Origin of the sequence: Streptomyces sp. NPDC127098 (assembly GCF_042722465.1) — a bacterium.
Lineage (GTDB): Bacteria > Actinomycetota > Actinomycetes > Streptomycetales > Streptomycetaceae > Streptomyces > Streptomyces millisiae.
Window position 1 is genome coordinate 13,840 of the sequence record NZ_JBHXFJ010000004.1, and the last position, 15,369, is coordinate 29,208.

Here is a 15,369-nt window from a genome sequence, read left to right on the forward strand (position 1 = left end):
TTTCAGAAGCTGGTACTGGGCTTCAGCGTCGCCGATGCGGCAGCGTGGTGCCGTGCTCGACGCCCGCCGCACCGACGTGGTGCTCCTGCTGGTCGCGATCGTCTGGGGCTCCAGTTATCTGGCGGCCAAGACGGCCACCGTCGCGCTGCCCGTGTTGGTAGTGCTGTTCGCGCGGTACGCGATCTCGGCGCTCGCCTGCGGGCTGCTGGTCGCCACCCGCCGGCCGACCCGGGAGGAGACCCGGGTCGGGGCGCTGCTCGGCGTCACCCAGGCGGCGATCCTGGTGCTGGAGACGTACGGGGTGGCGCACACCAGTGCCGCCAACGCGGGGCTGATCATCAGCCTGACGATCGTGCTCACCCCGCTGCTCGACCGCGGCGGCGGGCGCGGCCCGCTGCCGCCGGTGTTCTACCTGGCGGCGGGGGTGTGCGTGCTCGCGGTCGGTCTGCTGATGGCCGGTGACGGGTTGCGGGAGCCGCGCTCCGGCGACCTGTTGATGCTGGCGGCGGCCGTGGTGCGGGCGGGGCATGTCGCGCTCGTCGGCCGGCTCACCGCCCACCGCCCGGTGCGGCCACTCCAGTTGACGGCCGTGCAGACCGCCGTCGGCACGGTGCTGTTCCTGCCGCCGGCACTGGCCGACGCCGGGACGCTGGTCGGCGGCACCGCGGCGACCTGGGCGCAGCTGGCCTATCTGGCGCTGTTCTGCAGCGTGTTCGCGTTCCTGGCGCAGACCTGGGCGGTGCAGCGGACCTCGGCCAGCCGGGCCAGCCTGCTGCTCGGCACCGAGCCGATCTGGGCCGTCGCGGTCGGGCTCTGCCTCGGCGGCGAACGGCTCACCGTGCTCGCCGGTCTCGGCGCCGCGCTGCTGGTCGCCGGGACGTACTGGGGGCAGGCCGTCGAGCGCGCCCACCGGACCACCGAGAAGGACACGAGGGACGACGATCCATGCCCGACCACGACCACGACCACGACCACGACCACGACCACGGACACGAGCACGACACCTACCGCCGCCTGATCGAGCTGCTCGACACGACGGGGACGCCGTACCGGCTCATCGACCACGATCCCGAGGGGGCGACCGAGGCCGTGAGCGCGCTCCGCGGGCATCCGGTGGCGCACGCGGCGAAGTGCGTGATCCTGCGGGTGAAGGTCGACAGGCGCACCACCCGGCACGTGCTGGCGGTCGTCCCCGGCGACCGGCGGGTGGACATCGACGCCGTGCGGGCGCTGTTCGCCGCCCGCTACGTGGGTTTCAGCGACGCGGCCACGGCCGAGCGGCTGGCCCGCGCGGTCCCCGGCTCGGTCCTGCCCTTCAGCTTCGACCCGGACCTCGAACTCGTCGCCGACCCGGCCGTCGTCGCGAGCCCGGAGCTGTACTTCAACGCGGCGCGGCTGGACCGCTCGCTGGTCATGTCCGGCGCCGACTACGCGGCGCTCGCCGGGCCGCGCGTCGAACCCGTCGCCGGGCCGTCGGTGCTCAATCCGCGCACTTCGCCATGGACTTGAGCTCGTCCAGCGACTCGTGGACGAGGTCGGACAGGTCGCGGGTCTCGGCCGCGGCGGTCCAGCGCTCGAAGGCGACCTTGAAGACGGCGATGCCGGCCTCGGCCGTCAGGCTGGCGGCCGGTTCCGGGAGGCCGCGCCGGCGCAGGGCGTCGGCGACGGCGGCGGAGAGGCCGGCGAGTTTGGTCAACTCGCGTTCCTGGAGCTCGGCGTTGGCGACGACGACGCCCTGCCGGCGGCGCGCGTGGTCCCGGCGCTCCCGGAACGAGTCGGCCGCGGCGTCGAGGGCGGCGGCGACCGCGTCGATCGGGGCCGCGGTGGCGGGGGCGGCGGCGACGGTGCTCGCGAACAGCTCGCGCAGCTCGTCCGAGCCGGCGAAGAGGACCTCGCGCTTGTCGGCGAAGTGCCGGAAGAACGTGCGCTCCGTCAGGCCGGCCCGCCTGGCGATCTCCGCCACGGTGGTCTGCCCGTAGCCGCGCTCGACGTACAGGTCGAGAGCCGCCTGCTGTAGGCGGCCGCGCGCGTTCGGCTCCCATCGACCCATGGCGTGAATCCTACGTGATGGCAGTCTCTGACATCGGATGCTAGCGTTGACGACAGTCACTGACATCCTTCTGCTGTCACGACCGACTGGAGTGCTTGCCATGCGTGTGTTCGTCACCGGCGCGTCCGGATTCATCGGTTCCGCCGTCGTCCCGGAACTCCTCGCCGCCGGCCACGAGGTGGTCGGGCTCGCCCGCTCGGACGCCGCCGCCGAGACGGTCGCCGCCGCCGGCGCCGAGGTGCTGCGCGGCTCCCTCGACGACCTCGACGGTCTGCGGGCCGGCGCCGCCGCCTCGGACGGGGTCGTCCACCTGGCGTTCATCCACGACTTCTCGCGGTACGAGAGCGCGGCCCGCACCGACCTGCGGGCCATCGAGGCGATGGGCGCCGCCCTGGAGGGCTCCGACCGGCCGCTGGTCATCGCCTCCGGGTTCGTCGGCCTGCCGGCCGGGCGCACCAGCACCGAGCGGGACATGCCGGCCAACTCGTCCCCCCGCGTCGTCTCGGCGCGGGCGGCGCTCGCGCTCGCCGAACGCGGCGTCCGCCCGTCGGTGGTGCGGCTGGCACCCTCCGTGCACGGCGAGGGCGACGGCGGCTTCCTCGCGACCCTGATCGGCGTCGCCCGGGCCAAGGGCGTCGCCGGCTACGTCGGCGACGGCGCCAACCGGTGGCCCGGGGTGCACAGGAGCGACGCCGCGCGGCTGTTCCGGCTCGCGGTCGAGAAGGCGCCGGCCGGCTCCGTGCTGCACGGGACCGCCGAGGAGGGCGTCCCGACCCGCGAGATCGCCGAGGTGATCGGCCGCCACCTCGGCCTGCCGGTGGCCTCCGTCGACCCGGCGGACGCGCCGGACCACTTCGGCTGGATCGGCAGGTTCTTCGCCGAGGACATCCCGGCGTCGAGCGCGCTCACCCGCGAACTCCTCGGCTGGCGGCCGACGGGCCCCGGCCTCCTGGAAGACCTGGACCAGGGCCACTACTTCGCCGCGCCGACCGCCTGACCGGTCAGCGTCGGCCGTGGGCGTCCAGCAGCGGTTCGGCCACGGCGCGGGCCTGGCGGCCAGTTCGCGGAAGCGCTCGCGAACCGCGCCAGCACCCGCTCCCGCGACGGGCGCCTGCCGACCCGGGGCGCCTCCGTGAACCACTGCCGGTAGCCGCGTTGTTGGCGTTCATCGCGGACGGTGTCCTCGACGAGCCGCGGGTGTACTCGACCGTGCGGGAGGTCACCGGGCGCGAGCCGCGCGCCTTCGAGGAGTGGGCCCGAGCCCACCGCGGCGCCTTCGCCTGACGCTCGCCGGGCTCAGGCGACCACGAACGCGCCGGCGCGGGCCGCCGCCGCCGCGGCCGCCGCGGCGCGGTCGGCGGCGGCCTCGTCCAGGGGGTCGCCGCTGGCGAGCAGGCGGTAGTAGAGGGGGGCTGAGACCGCGGCGACCACCTCGTGCGGATCCGTGCCGGACGGCAACTCGCCGCGGGCGACGGCCTGTTCGACGCAGGGTGCCCACTCGGCGATGCGGGTGGCGTAGAAGCGGCGGAGCGCGGCGGCCGCGTCCTCGTCGGCGGTGGCGGCGGCGATCACCGCCTTGAACAGCGGGCCCTGGCGCGGGTCGGCGAGGGTGCGGCAGACCAGCCGCGCGTTGGCCCTGAGGTCGTCAAGGAGAGCCCCCGACTCGGTGCGGGGCAGGGACTCGGTGGCCATCTCGACGAGCAGGTCGGCGACCAGGCCGGCCGGCGTGGCCCAGCGGCGGTAGACCGTGGTGCGGCCGACGCCCGCGCGGCGGGCCACGTCGGCGAGGTCGAGCCGGTCGAAGCCGTGTTCGGCGAGCGCGTCGCCGGCGGCGCGCAGTACGGCGGCGCGCACGCGCGCGGTCCGGCCGCCGGGTCTGGTCTGGCCGGGCTGGCCGTAACGGGATCCCTGTTCCATTAAGCGCCCCTCCGGTGGTACGCTACCGCACATCGCACTAAAGGGACTGTAGCCCCGTTAAGGAAGGTGGGGTGACTCATGGAGTACCGACGACTCGGCGCGTCCGGGCTGACGGTTCCGGCCCTGAGCTTCGGCACGGGCACCTTCGGCGGCCAGGGGCCGCTGTTCGGGGCGTGGGGGACCAGCGACGCCGAGGAGGCGCGGCGCCTGGTCGACATCTGCCTGGACGCCGGCGTCACGCTCTTCGACACCGCGGACGTCTACTCCGCCGGCGCCTCGGAGGAGGTGCTGGGACAGGCGATCAGGGGCCGCAGGGACCGGGTGCTGATCTCCACCAAGGCCGCCCTGCCGACGGGCGAGGGGCCCGGCGAGGCCGGCACCTCCAGGTCCCGGCTGATCGCCGCGACCGACGCCGCGCTGCGCCGCCTCGGCACCGACCACATCGACCTCTTCCAACTCCACGCCTTCGACGCCGCCACGCCCGTCGAGGAGGTGCTCGCCACCCTCGACGACCTGGTGCGGGCCGGCAAGCTGCGCTACGTCGGGGTCTCCAACTTCTCCGGCTGGCAGCTGATGAAGTCCCTCTCCGCCGCCGAACGGCACGGGCACCCCCGCTACGTCGCCCACCAGGTCTACTACTCCCTCGTCGGCCGCGACTACGAGTGGGAGCTGATGCCGCTCGGCCTCGACCAGGGCGTCGGCGCGCTGGTGTGGAGCCCGCTGGGCTGGGGCCGGCTCACCGGGAAGGTGCGCCGCGACCAGCCGCTGCCGGCGGGCAGCCGGCTGCACGCCACCGCCGCCTTCGGGCCGCCGGTCCCCGACGAGCTGCTGTACCGCGTGGTGGACGCGCTCGACGAGATCGCCGCCGAGACCGGCAGGACCGTCCCCCAGGTCGCGATCAACTGGCTGCTGCGGCGCCCTACCGTCTCCTCGGTCATCATCGGCGCGCGGAACGAGCGGCAGCTGCGCGACAACCTCGGCGCCGTCGGCTGGGCCCTCACCGAAGACCAGGTGGCCCGCCTCGACGCGGCGAGCGCGACCGAGGCGGCCTACCCGTACTTCCCCTACCGTCGCCAGGAGGGCTTCGCCCGCCTCAACCCGGCGGTCGTCTAGCCGGTCCGAGACCCTGGCCGGGCGGGCCGGGCCGTCGTCTCGGCCTGGCGGTCGTCCAGCCGGTGCGGCACCCGGGCGGCCGGTCGGGCCGGCCTCGGCTGGTCCCTCTCCTCGGCTGCCGCAGGCAAACCGACTTCGCGCTTGGCCGCGCCCGGCGGATGGGTGGCCCTGACCGCCCTGACCGGTTGTCCGGCCTGGCCCGGCCGCTGCCGCTACAGCGTGATCGTGCCCTGGCCGACGACCACCGTGTGGCCGCCGATGGACACGGCGCCCGAGGCGTGCGCGGTGGCCTCGATCACGCTCGGCCGGCCCATCGCCACGCCCTGCTCGACGGTGACCTCCAGATCGCCGCCCTTCGCCAGGGCGGCGACCAGGCCGGTGACGGCGGAGCCGGTGGCCGGGTCCTCGGGGATGGTCGGGGTGTCCGGGAAGGAGCGGGCGTACGGCCGGTCGTCGCCGGCGAAGACGTACAGGTCGGACGACCAGGCGCCCGCAAGACCCGCGCGCCGGGCCGCCACGTCGACCACGACCCGGTCCACCGTGGCCCGGTCGGCCAGCCGCACGTAGCAGAAGCGGTTGCCGAGGCCACCGAACCACGCCTCGACGACCTCCCCGGGGGCGAGCGAGAGCGCGGCCGCCACGGCCGGCACGTCCGGGCGGTCCTCGGGGGACTCGTAGGGCGCGGTCACCGTGAAGCGGGCGAAGGAGCCCGAGACCTCCACCGGCACCGGCCCGATGCCCTCCTCGAAGACCAGCCGGCCGCTCGACGCGCGCCCCGACGCGGCCAGCACGGCGGCCGTCCCGACCGTGGGATGGCCGGCGAACACCATCTCCTCGGCCGGGTTGAAGATCCGCACCCGGCAGGTGTGCGCCGGATCGTCCGGCGGCAGCACGAACGTGGTCTCCGAGAAGCCGAACTCGCGGGTGAGTGCCGCCATGTCGGCGTCCGAAAGCCCACGCGCGTCCGGGAAGACCGCCAACTGGTTGCCGCTCAGGGCCCGTTCGGTGAAGACGTCGGCGATGACGAACTCGTGGGACGCCATCAGCCCGCCACCTCGTCACGCCCGCGCGGGGCAGGACCCACGTAGCGCGCGGAGGGCCGGATCAGCCGGCCGGTGCGCTTCTGCTCCAGGATGTGCGCCGACCAGCCGGCCGTCCGCGCACAGGTGAACATCGCGGTGAACATGTGCGCCGGCACCTCGGCGAAGTCCAGCACGATCGCCGCCCAGAACTCCACGTTGGTGGCCAGCACCCGGTCGGGGCGGCGCGCCGACAGCTCGGCCAGCGCGGCCCGCTCCAGCGCCGCCGCCACCTGGTAGCGCGGGGCGTCGAGCTCCCGCGCCGTCTCCCGCAGCACCCGGGCGCGCGGGTCCTCGGCCCGGTACACGCGGTGGCCGAAACCCATCAGCCGCTCGCCGGCGTCCAGCTTCCGCCGCACATAGCCCTCCGCGTCGCCGCTCCGCTCGATCTCCTCGATCATGCCGAGCACCCGGGCCGGCGCCCCGCCGTGCAGCGGGCCCGACATCGCGCCCACCGCGCCCGACAGCGCGGCGGCCACGTCGGCGCCGGTGGAGGCGACGACACGGGCGGTGAACGTCGACGAGTTCATGCCGTGCTCGGCGGCCGAGATCCAGTACGCGTCCAGCGCGGCCACGTGCCTCGGGTCGGGCTCGCCGCGCCAGCGGCGCAGGAAGCGCTCGGTGATGCTGTCCGCCTTGTCGATCTCGCGCTGCGGCACCATCGGCAGGCCCGCGCCGCGCGCCGACTGGGCGACGAAGCTCAGCGCCATCACCGCGGCCCGCGCCAGGTCGTCCCGCGCCTGGGCGGCGTCGATGTCCAGCAGCGGCCGCAGCCCCCACACCGGCGACAGCATCGCGAGCGCCGCCTGCACGTCCACCCGCACGTCCCCCGAGTGCACCGGGATGGGGAACGGCTCGGCCGGCGGCAGACCCGGCGTGAACGAGCCGTCCACCAGCAGGCCCCACACCTCGCCGAAGGTGACCTGGCCGACCAGTTCCTCGATGTCCACGCCCCGGTAGCGCAGGGCGCCGCCCTCCCGGTCCGGCTCGGCGATCTCCGTCTCGAACGCGACGACTCCCTCGAGCCCGGGAACGAACTCGGACATCAGGCGGCTCCTCGGTAGCGCGGGTAGCGCGCGCCTCGTGGTGGGGGCGGCACGCGATGAATTCGCACGATAAGTCTGGCGGTCACCTTAACTCCCGGTGTCACCGGGCCACAGAGCACGGGACAAAACCCCGAGCCCGGCGAGACTGTCGGCGGCATGTTGCAAGATATCGGCGTGTCCCACGCCGACAACGCCCCCCAAGCCCCAAGCCCGCAGCTCGATCCGGCCGCGATGCGCGCCAGGTACCGTGACGCGGGCCTCGACGAGAGCGACCTGGCAGCCGACCCGTTCGAGCAGTTCGAGCACTGGTTCGCGCAGGCGGTGGACAGCGGGCTGCACGAGCCCAACGCGATGGTCCTCGCCACCGCGGACGCCGCGGGCCGCCCCAGCAGCAGGACGGTGCTGCTCAAGCGCTTCGACCGGCGCGGCTTCGTCTTCTTCACCAACTACGGCTCCCGCAAGGGCCGGGACATCGAGGCGAACCCGCTCGTCTCGCTCCTCTTCCCCTGGCACGGCATCGCCCGCCAGGTGATCGTCTCCGGCACCGCGGAGCGCACCGGGCGGGACGAGACGGCCGCCTACTTCAGGACCCGGCCGCACGGCTCGCAGCTCGGCGCGTGGGCCAGCGAGCAGTCGTCGCGGGTGGCCTCGCGCGCCGAGCTCGACCAGCTGTACGCGGAGCTCGCCGACCGCTACCCGGAGGGCGTGGACGTGCCGGCGCCCTCGCAGTGGGGCGGATACCGGGTGGTGCCCGACGCCGTCGAGTTCTGGCAGGGCCGGGAGAACCGGCTGCACGACCGGCTGCGGTACGTGCGGGCGGGCGCCGGGTGGGCGGTGGAGCGCCTCTGCCCGTAGCGGCCGCCGCGAGGAAGGGCCCCCAAAAAGAAGGGCCCCGAAAAAGGAGAAAAGAACGATCCGCGGGCCTGGTCCCCCGGGCCTCTCGGCCCCGGGGAGCCGGCCGGACTTACCGGCGGCCCGCGGATCGGGTGACTGCTTGGTATTGCCGGGCGGTGCCGGCACCACACGTCGTGGGACGGCGACCGCTAGGCCGCAGTCACCTCACGCGTCCGGTTGTCATACATCTGCCGAACCACCTCCCTTCTCGTGTACCCCACACGCTAGGCGCGAGCCCCGGGGTGTCACAAGCGAATTTCGAAACGATCCCACGCGCACCAGATTCGGCCGAACCCTATGTGACGGGCGTCACCGTGCAGTTGAATGGTCCGGCGCACGCGACCGGCGCTCACTCTCCTGTGCTGGGGGTACCAGGTGACCACTCACTCCGAGGTTTCCGGCCGGGTCTCGGCCCCCGGCAGGGCCACGACCGCCGACGACCGGCTGCTGGCCGCACTGCTTGACGGCATGGAGGCGGCCCTGTTCGCGGTCGACACCGCCGGCCGGATCACCCACTGGAACCGGAAGGCCGAGCGGATGCTCGGCTGGTCGCGCGAGCAGGCCGTGGGCCGGGCCGGGCTCGGCGGCTGGGCGGTGCGGGAGGCCGACGCCGCCGACGTGATGGACCGGCTGCTGGCCGCGCTGCGGTCGCCGGCCGAGGACGGCGCCGGACGGCCCTTCCAGGAGTTCCCCCTGGTCAGGAAGGACGGCGGCCGGATACTCGTGCGGGCCAAGACCACGGCCGTGCGGGAGCCTGACGGCCGGCCGACCGGCGTCTACTGCGCCTTCGGTGAAGCGCACGCCCAGCTCGACCTGGAGCGGAACCTGGCGCTGAGCGAGGCCCTGCTCGGCGAGTGCGGCTCCTGGGCCACCGTGCTGCTCGACGCCGACCTGCGCACCGTGGCCGTCAACGACGCGGCGGCCGAGGCGCTCGCGGTGACGCCGGTCGACATGCTGGGGGAGCCGCTCGGCGAGTTCTTCGGCGCGGGGCTCGACGAGCTGGAGAGCGGCCTCGAACAGGCGCTCGCCGGCCAGCCGCCGGCCGGCCCCGTCGAACTGTGGCTGACGCTGCTCGACGACGGCACCCACGAGGACGGCTTCGGTGAGCCGAGCCCGGGACCCTCGGGGGACGCCCGACGCTGCCTGGTCAGCGGCTTCCTGCGGCTCGGCGCGCCGGCCGGGCCCGAGCCGGCGCCGCTCGGCGTGGCCTGGGTCTTCCAGGACGTCACCCGCGCCAGGCGGCAGGCGCGTGGCGTCGCCAGGCGGCGGTTCAGGGACGAGCAGCTGTCGCGCGCGGCCAGGGCGGCGGCCGAGTGCGAGGACCCGCTGGAGGCGGCGGTGCTCCACCTCCACTACGCGCTCCCCGGCTTCGCCGACCACGCGCTGCTCGACACCGTCTCGCCCAAGGCCGCCACCCTGGTGCGGACCGCCGAGAGCCCCGGCGCCTTCGGCGCGGCCTCGGGCGCCCGCGGGGTGGCCGTCCGCTACCGGCAGGGACATCCGGCGCTCCAGGCGCTGGAGCGCGGCATCGCGGTGCGGGCCACCGGCGGCGTCTCCCGGTCCAGCTGGGCGGTGGAGCACCGCTGGCCGAAGGACGCGGAGCACGCGCTGTGCGTGGTGCTGCGCAGCAGGGGCCGGAGCCTGGGGGTGCTCACCTTCCTGCGGGGCGCGAGCCGGCGGCCGTTCGACCGCGCGGACGCGGCCTACGGCGAGGACGTGGCGCTGCGGGTGGCGGCGGCGATCGACCTGCACGGTCCGGCGCGGACCTAGCGGGCCAGTGGGCTAGCGGCGCCAGAGGATGCGGTCGGCGTGTTCGGCGAAGACCCGCTCGTTCCACTCCCGGCCGCCGTCCACGTTGGCCGAGCGCAGCAGCGGTGGCTGCGTGCCGCGGGCCGCGAGCAGGCCGGCCGCCTCGGCGACCACGGCCTGGAGCAGCGCGCAGGTGACGACGGTGGAGGCGGGCGCGAACGGGGCGTCGACGCCGTCGCTGGTCAGCGTGGTGTCGCCGTAGGGCACGTGGCTGTCGAGGACGACGTCGCAGTGGTCCCTGAGGAAGGTGCCGGAGGGGTGACGGGATTCGGTGAGCTCGGCGTAGGCCGCGGAGGTCGCGCCGATCACGGTGAGGCCGCGGGCCCTGGCGTGGCTCGCCATCTCGACGGGGAGCGTGTTCCGGCCGGAGAGGGAGACGACGATCAGCAGGTCGCCGGCCTCGGCCGGGCTGCTGTCGAGCGCGGCGGTGGCCAGGCCGCCGACGTGTTCGAGGGCGCTGCCGAGGGTGGCGGGGGAGACGTCGACGCCGCTGGTGCCGGGGACGGTCAGCAGGTTGACCAGGGCCAGGCCGCCGGCCCGGTAGACCAGGTCGTGGGCGGGGAGCGCGGAGTGCCCGGCGCCGTAGGCGAAGAGCCGGCCGCCGGCGGTGACGGTGTCGGCGATCGCGGCCGCGGCCTTGGTGATCGCGGCACCCTCGCGGTCGCGCACCTCGCCCAGCAGCCCGATGGCGGCGTCGAGGAAGCGACTGCCGAGGCCGTCGGGGGAGGCGCCGCCGCGGGTGTTCTCCGTCACGCCCCACACCGTAATGGTCTGGACCAGAGCGGTGTCAAGACGCACGCACCTCGCGCGGTCGAACGGGACCGGTTGTCGGTGGCGTGCGTCAGAATTGGCACAGGGCCACCGCACGAGATATCGAGGGGCGCTTTATGTCCGGACTCATCGACACCACCGAGATGTACCTCCGCACCATCCTGGAGCTGGAGGAGGAGGGGGTGGTACCGATGCGTGCCCGCATCGCCGAGCGCCTCGAGCAGAGCGGTCCGACCGTCAGTCAGACGGTGGCGCGGATGGAGCGGGACGGCCTGCTCACCATCGCCGGCGACCGGCACCTGGAGCTGACGGCCGAGGGGCGGCGCCTCGCCCAGCGGGTGATGCGCAAGCACCGGCTCGCCGAGTGCCTGCTGGTCGACGTCATCGGCCTGGAGTGGGAGCACGTGCACGCCGAGGCGTGTCGCTGGGAGCACGTGATGAGCGAGGCCGTCGAGCGGCGGGTCCTCAAGCTGTTGAACCACCCGACCGAGTCGCCCTACGGCAACCCGATCCCGGCGCTCGCCGAGCTCGGCGAGGCCGGCGAGGCCGACCCGTTCCTCTCCGAGGGCATGGTCGCCCTCTCCGAGCTGGACTCGGACGGCGGGAAGACGGTGGTGGTCCGCCGGATCGGCGAGCCGATCCAGACGGACGCGCAGGTCATGCACACGCTGCGGCGAGCCGGCGTGCAGCCGGGTGCCTCGGTCAGTGTCACGGCGGGCTCCGGCGGGTCCGTCCAGGTCGGCAGCGGCGGCGAGTCCGCCGAGCTGGCACACCACGTCGCGATGCACGTGTTCGTCGCCAAGGGGTGACACCCGGGCGGCGCGGGCCCGTCCCGGAGGAGTGAGAGCTCTCCGGGGCGGGCCCTTCGTATCGGTCACTTATCTCACACGGCTTTCGAACTCGTATTCGATATCGTGGTCTTCGGTCGTTCGGTCACCCGAGGCCGGAGGAAGGGACGGAGGTCATGGCGCGGTGCGTGGACGTGATGGGGCACGGCGGCGTACGTCTCGCGGCCTGGGAGTTCACCGAGGGCGGCGACCCGGCCGCTGAGGAGCGGCCCGCCGTGGTGCTGCTGCACGGCCTGATGGGCCGGGCCGAGCACTGGGCGTCGGCCGCGCGCTGGCTCTCCCGCCGCTACCGGGTGGTGGCCCTCGACCAGCGCGGCCACGGCCGGAGCGAGAAGCCGGGCAGCTGGCCGCTGGACCGGGACGTCTTCGTGGCGGACGTCGAGGCGGTGGTCGAACGCCTCGGCCTCGGCCGGGTGGCGCTGGTCGGCCACGCCATGGGCGCGCTGATCGCGTGGCGCCTCGCGGCCCGCCGTCCCGACCTGGTGCGGGCCCTCGTCATCTGCGACATGCGGGCCGCCGCGCTCGGCGCGGTCTCCCAGCGGGAGCTGCGCGGCTGGCTCTCCTCCTGGCCGCTGCCCTTCCCGAGCCGGGCCGCCGCCAGACGCTGGTTCGGCGAGGAGGACCCCTCGCTCGACCACCCGAGCCCCGCCCGCGGCGAGTTCTTCGCGGCCGTGATGGCCAAGCGCGCCGACGGCTGGCGGCCGGTCTTCTCCCGCCGCCAGATGCTGGCCGCCAGGGAGGGCTTCGCCCACGACGCCCACTGGGACGAACTGGCCGGCGTCGGCTGCCCGACGCTGGTGATCCGCGGCGTGGACGGCGTGCTCGGCCGCGCCGAGGCCCAGGAGATGGTCCGCGTCCTCCCCGCCGGCCGCTACGCCGACATCCCCGACGCCGGCCACCTCGCCCACCTCGAACGCCCCCACGAATGGCGCGCCATCGTCGAACCGTTCCTCACCGAGACGGCACCCCTACGCTCCGCGTAGGGCCTCGCCGGCCCGAGCTCGGCCACGCCGCGCTCCGCCTGGCGGCGGGCGCGGTTGGTTGCCGTTGTGCGGTGGCTCGCCGCGTTGAGCGGATGGGCGGTTCGGGGGCGGCCCGGCTGCGTGGCCGCTGCGCTTGGCCGTGCCGGCGGCTCACCGCGCCAAACCGCGCGCCGCCGGTTCCGCCTGGCGGCGGCTCACGGCGCCCTGGCGGGCGTGCCGGACCCGGCGCAGAGCTCGGGAGCGTGGCCCGCTCGTCGTCCGGCGGTGGGCCGGGCATGGCCGGAGAGTACCGGTGCACCCGCGGCGGCGCGGCGGGGATGCCGGCCCGCCTGGCGCCCGCCCGGCGGCGCGCTCCGCGAGGGCGCGGTGGAGCGTCGGCGCGACCCGGCCCGCTGGCGGGCGCCCGTCGTCCGCCGCGTCAGCGGCGGTGCGCCGGGCCCGGGCCCCGGGCCGGCCGTACCGTTTCGGTGGCTTCCCCCCGCCGCTACGCGGCGGGACGCGTACGTCAGCGTGGTTCCTGGCCGCAGGCGTAGGCCAGGGGGGCCAGGAGGTCCTCGACGTCCGGCAGCCACCGGTTGGCCGAGTTCGGGGGGCGTACCCACTGGACCGAGCCGCGTGCCCCGACCCGGGTCGGCGGCGCGACCACGAAGTCACCCTCGCCCCGCACCGTCAACTCAGGAGCCACCGCGGCCCAGCCCAACTGCCGCAGCAGCCCCGGGACCTTGGGCGCGCCCCCCGGCGCCACGAGGAACTGCATCCGACCGAACGGCGTCTGCGTCACGGGACCGAGTGCCGCGCCCATCCGCTCCATCCTGGCGAGCGCCAGGCAGCCCGCCGTCTCCGAGACCTCGAGCGCGTCGAACGAGCGGCCGGTCGGCAGCAGGATCGCCGCGCGTGGCTCCTCCGTCCACAGCCGGCGGGCGGCGGCCACACTTCCCGTCGCCTGCGCGGTCCAATCGGGGCGCGTGGGGTGTGCGCCGGGCGCGCGGCACCCGGGAACGGCGCACGAACAGCCGATCCTGCCGCGGCTCGTCTCCAGCCACGCGCCGGGCAGGACGTCCCAGCGGCGCTCGTCGGTGTAGCGGACGGCGTGCTCGAGCAGCGATTCGGCACGTGGGACGGTCAGGGTCGGGGACATCGAGGACAGGGGGGACACAGTCGGTCTGGTGGCTCGCGGGGAGACTCCGATGGGCTTATCCACGCCCGCACCAACGCCCGTTGCTCCGGATGGGTTACGGCCCGGCGCGCGACTGGCGTGTTCCGGCGGTCCCGCACGCGGGGCGCATCGGTGCATCCGGAGGGGCATACGGGATGGAGCCGGGGCTGTACGGGCAGTGATGTGCCGGGATCTCCCCGGGCAGCCCGTCAGCAAGGGAGCCGGTGATGACTGCCAGACCGTCCGCGAGTTTTCTCCCCCCGGCAACGACCGGAAGGCGCCACCAGGGCGTACCACCCGCCCGCCAGCCGAACGAGAGACTGCTGGCCCTGATCCGCGAGGCCGGCTGCTCGAACGCGGGCCTCGCCCGCCGCGTCAACATGTGCGCCGCCGAACGCGGCCTCGACTTCCGCTACGACAAGACGTCCGTGGCGCGCTGGATCCGCGGTCAACAGCCGCGCGGCCGCGCCCCCGAGATCATCGCCGACGCCATCGGCCGCAAGCTCGGCCGCGCGGTCACCGTGGACGAGATCGGGATGGGCGCGTCCCGCCAGCTCACCTCGGCCGTCGGCCTGCACTTCGCCGCGGGGCTCGCCGAGAGCGTCGACCAGGCCGCCGAGCTGTGGCGCTCCGACGTGGTGCGCCGTGAGACCGTCGGCGCCACCGGGCCCCACGCGGCCGGCGGCGCCCAGGTCGCGCCGTCCGCGCTGGTGGAGCCGAGCCGGGACTGGCTCATCACCCCGGCCGACACCGAGGTGGCCCGCGCCTCGGGGCCACGCGTCGGCACCGCCGACGTGGAGGCCGTGCTGGCCACCACGGCCGCCCTGATCGACCTGGACCGGCGGTGGGGCGCGGGGCACGTCAGGCCGGTCGTCGTGCACTACCTCAACAGCGTCGTCGCGGGGCTGCTCGGCGGCTCCTACCGGGAGGCGGTGGGCCGCGAGCTGTTCGGGGCCGCCGCCAGGCTCACCGAGCTGGCCGGCTACATGGCCATCGACACCGGCCTCCCCGGGCTCGCCCAGCGCTACTACATCCAGGCGCTGCGGCTCGCCCAGGCGGCCGGCGACCGGGGCTTCGGCGGCTACGTGCTGGCGGCGGGAATGAGCCATCTCGCCGCCGAGCTCGGCAACCCGCGCGAGGTGATCCAGCTGGCCAGGGCCGCCCAGGAGGGCACCCGCGGCCGGATCACCCCCAGGGCCGAGGCGCTGTTCCTGGCCGCCGAGGCCCGCGGCCACGCACAGCTCGGCGACCGCGAGAGCTGTCGCCGGGCGGCCGCCGGCGCGCTGGCCGCGTTCGAGCGGGCGGACGACGCGTCGGGCGAGGAACTGGCCTGGGTCGCCCACTTCGACGCCGCCTACCTCGCCGACGAACTCGCCCACTGCCACCGGGACCTGGGCCAGGGTCGGGCCACCCAGCAGCGCGCCACCGAGGCGCTGGCCGGCCACCCGCCCGGCCGGGCGCGACGCCGCGCGGTCGGCCTGCTGCTGCTGGCCACCGGCCAGCTGCAGGAGGGTGATATCGAACACGCCTGCCAGACCGCGGACGAGGCCGGCACCCTGCTGCACGGACTGCGTTCCGGGCGTGGCTCCGAGTACTTCGCTGACTTCAGGGCCCGCCTCGAACCGCACCGGGCCGAGCCGCGGGTGCGGGAGTTCGCGGCGCGCTGGCAGTCGCCTTGAGCCAGCGCTGACTTGACGACCGGG

The 15,369-nt window shown here is 74.9% G+C and carries 16 protein-coding genes; 10 read left to right on the forward strand and 6 right to left on the reverse strand.

Translation table 11 applies throughout. The annotated features are described in order from the left end of the window. Positions 1–34: 34 nt before the first annotated feature. Both ACFWI8_RS04210 and ACFWI8_RS04215 read left to right on the forward strand, forming a co-directional pair. Positions 35–1,018, forward strand: coding sequence for a DMT family transporter (locus ACFWI8_RS04210; RefSeq protein WP_387085377.1), 984 nt, complete (start codon positions 35–37; stop codon positions 1,016–1,018). Further along, positions 946–1,509, forward strand: a complete 564-nt coding sequence (locus ACFWI8_RS04215; RefSeq protein ID WP_387085380.1) for a YbaK/EbsC family protein — start codon at positions 946–948, stop codon at positions 1,507–1,509. Before ACFWI8_RS04210 ends, ACFWI8_RS04215 begins: the two co-directional genes overlap by 73 nt. On the opposite strand, the gene ACFWI8_RS04220 is transcribed toward ACFWI8_RS04215, so the two are convergent. Continuing rightward, the gene (locus ACFWI8_RS04220) at positions 1,481–2,050 is read right to left on the reverse strand and encodes a helix-turn-helix domain-containing protein (protein ID WP_387085383.1); all 570 of its coding nucleotides are present in this window, start codon (positions 2,048–2,050) and stop codon (positions 1,481–1,483) included. The genes ACFWI8_RS04215 and ACFWI8_RS04220 overlap by 29 nt on opposite strands. A 100-nt stretch (positions 2,051–2,150) precedes the next feature. On the opposite strand from ACFWI8_RS04220, the gene ACFWI8_RS04225 reads away from it, so the two are divergent. Together ACFWI8_RS04225 and ACFWI8_RS04230 are read left to right on the forward strand one after the other, a co-directional pair. After that, complete coding sequence (locus ACFWI8_RS04225) at positions 2,151–3,047, forward strand: SDR family oxidoreductase (RefSeq protein ID WP_387085385.1); 897 nt, start codon at positions 2,151–2,153, stop codon at positions 3,045–3,047. 158 nt (positions 3,048–3,205) lie between these two features. Further along, a complete protein-coding gene (locus ACFWI8_RS04230) occupies positions 3,206–3,334 on the forward strand; it encodes a hypothetical protein (protein ID WP_387085388.1) in 129 nt (42 codons plus the stop codon). A gap of 12 nt (positions 3,335–3,346) precedes the next feature. Here the strand turns inward: ACFWI8_RS04230 and ACFWI8_RS04235 are convergent, their stop codons facing one another. Next, positions 3,347–3,967: a TetR/AcrR family transcriptional regulator gene (locus ACFWI8_RS04235; RefSeq protein ID WP_387085391.1), complete on the reverse strand. Its 621-nt coding sequence runs from the start codon at positions 3,965–3,967 to the stop codon at positions 3,347–3,349. 78 nt (positions 3,968–4,045) lie between these two features. Here ACFWI8_RS04235 and ACFWI8_RS04240 point away from each other — a divergent pair, with 78 nt between their 5' ends. Continuing rightward, positions 4,046–5,080 (forward strand): aldo/keto reductase, encoded by a 1,035-nt coding sequence (locus tag ACFWI8_RS04240; RefSeq protein ID WP_387085394.1) that lies wholly within the window; start codon positions 4,046–4,048, stop codon positions 5,078–5,080. A 212-nt stretch (positions 5,081–5,292) separates the two neighbouring features. Here the strand turns inward: ACFWI8_RS04240 and ACFWI8_RS04245 are convergent, their stop codons facing one another. Both ACFWI8_RS04245 and ACFWI8_RS04250 read right to left on the reverse strand, forming a co-directional pair. Continuing rightward, entirely contained in the window at positions 5,293–6,123 is an 831-nt protein-coding gene (locus ACFWI8_RS04245; protein WP_387085397.1) for a PhzF family phenazine biosynthesis protein, read from the reverse strand. After that, on the reverse strand, positions 6,123–7,205 hold the full coding sequence (locus tag ACFWI8_RS04250) for a citrate synthase 2 (protein ID WP_387085400.1): 1,083 nt from the start codon (positions 7,203–7,205) through the stop codon (positions 6,123–6,125). The genes ACFWI8_RS04245 and ACFWI8_RS04250 overlap by 1 nt, the downstream gene beginning before the upstream one ends. Before the next feature lie 156 nt (positions 7,206–7,361). Here ACFWI8_RS04250 and pdxH point away from each other — a divergent pair, with 156 nt between their 5' ends. Continuing rightward, complete coding sequence (gene pdxH, locus ACFWI8_RS04255) at positions 7,362–8,060, forward strand: pyridoxamine 5'-phosphate oxidase (RefSeq protein WP_387085403.1); 699 nt, start codon at positions 7,362–7,364, stop codon at positions 8,058–8,060. Between the two features lie 414 nt (positions 8,061–8,474). Beyond that, positions 8,475–9,869, forward strand: coding sequence for a PAS domain-containing protein (locus ACFWI8_RS04260; RefSeq protein ID WP_387085406.1), 1,395 nt, complete (start codon positions 8,475–8,477; stop codon positions 9,867–9,869). A gap of 12 nt (positions 9,870–9,881) precedes the next feature. Here the strand turns inward: ACFWI8_RS04260 and ACFWI8_RS04265 are convergent, their stop codons facing one another. Continuing rightward, positions 9,882–10,661: an SIS domain-containing protein gene (locus ACFWI8_RS04265; RefSeq protein WP_387085409.1), complete on the reverse strand. Its 780-nt coding sequence runs from the start codon at positions 10,659–10,661 to the stop codon at positions 9,882–9,884. Between the two features lie 134 nt (positions 10,662–10,795). On the opposite strand from ACFWI8_RS04265, the gene ACFWI8_RS04270 reads away from it, so the two are divergent. Beyond that, positions 10,796–11,488 carry a metal-dependent transcriptional regulator gene (locus ACFWI8_RS04270; protein WP_311600206.1) on the forward strand — a complete coding sequence of 231 codons (693 nt, stop codon included), beginning with the start codon at positions 10,796–10,798 and terminating at the stop codon, positions 11,486–11,488. A 155-nt stretch (positions 11,489–11,643) separates the two neighbouring features. Then, the gene (locus tag ACFWI8_RS04275; protein ID WP_387085413.1) at positions 11,644–12,510 is read left to right on the forward strand and encodes an alpha/beta fold hydrolase; all 867 of its coding nucleotides are present in this window, start codon (positions 11,644–11,646) and stop codon (positions 12,508–12,510) included. Between the two features lie 505 nt (positions 12,511–13,015). Here the strand turns inward: ACFWI8_RS04275 and ACFWI8_RS04280 are convergent. Beyond that, complete coding sequence (locus tag ACFWI8_RS04280; RefSeq protein ID WP_387085416.1) at positions 13,016–13,648, reverse strand: bifunctional DNA primase/polymerase; 633 nt, start codon at positions 13,646–13,648, stop codon at positions 13,016–13,018. A 245-nt stretch (positions 13,649–13,893) separates the two neighbouring features. On the opposite strand from ACFWI8_RS04280, the gene ACFWI8_RS04285 reads away from it, so the two are divergent. Then, positions 13,894–15,345, forward strand: coding sequence for a transcriptional regulator (locus ACFWI8_RS04285; RefSeq protein WP_387085419.1), 1,452 nt, complete (start codon positions 13,894–13,896; stop codon positions 15,343–15,345). Positions 15,346–15,369: the final 24 nt, after the last annotated feature.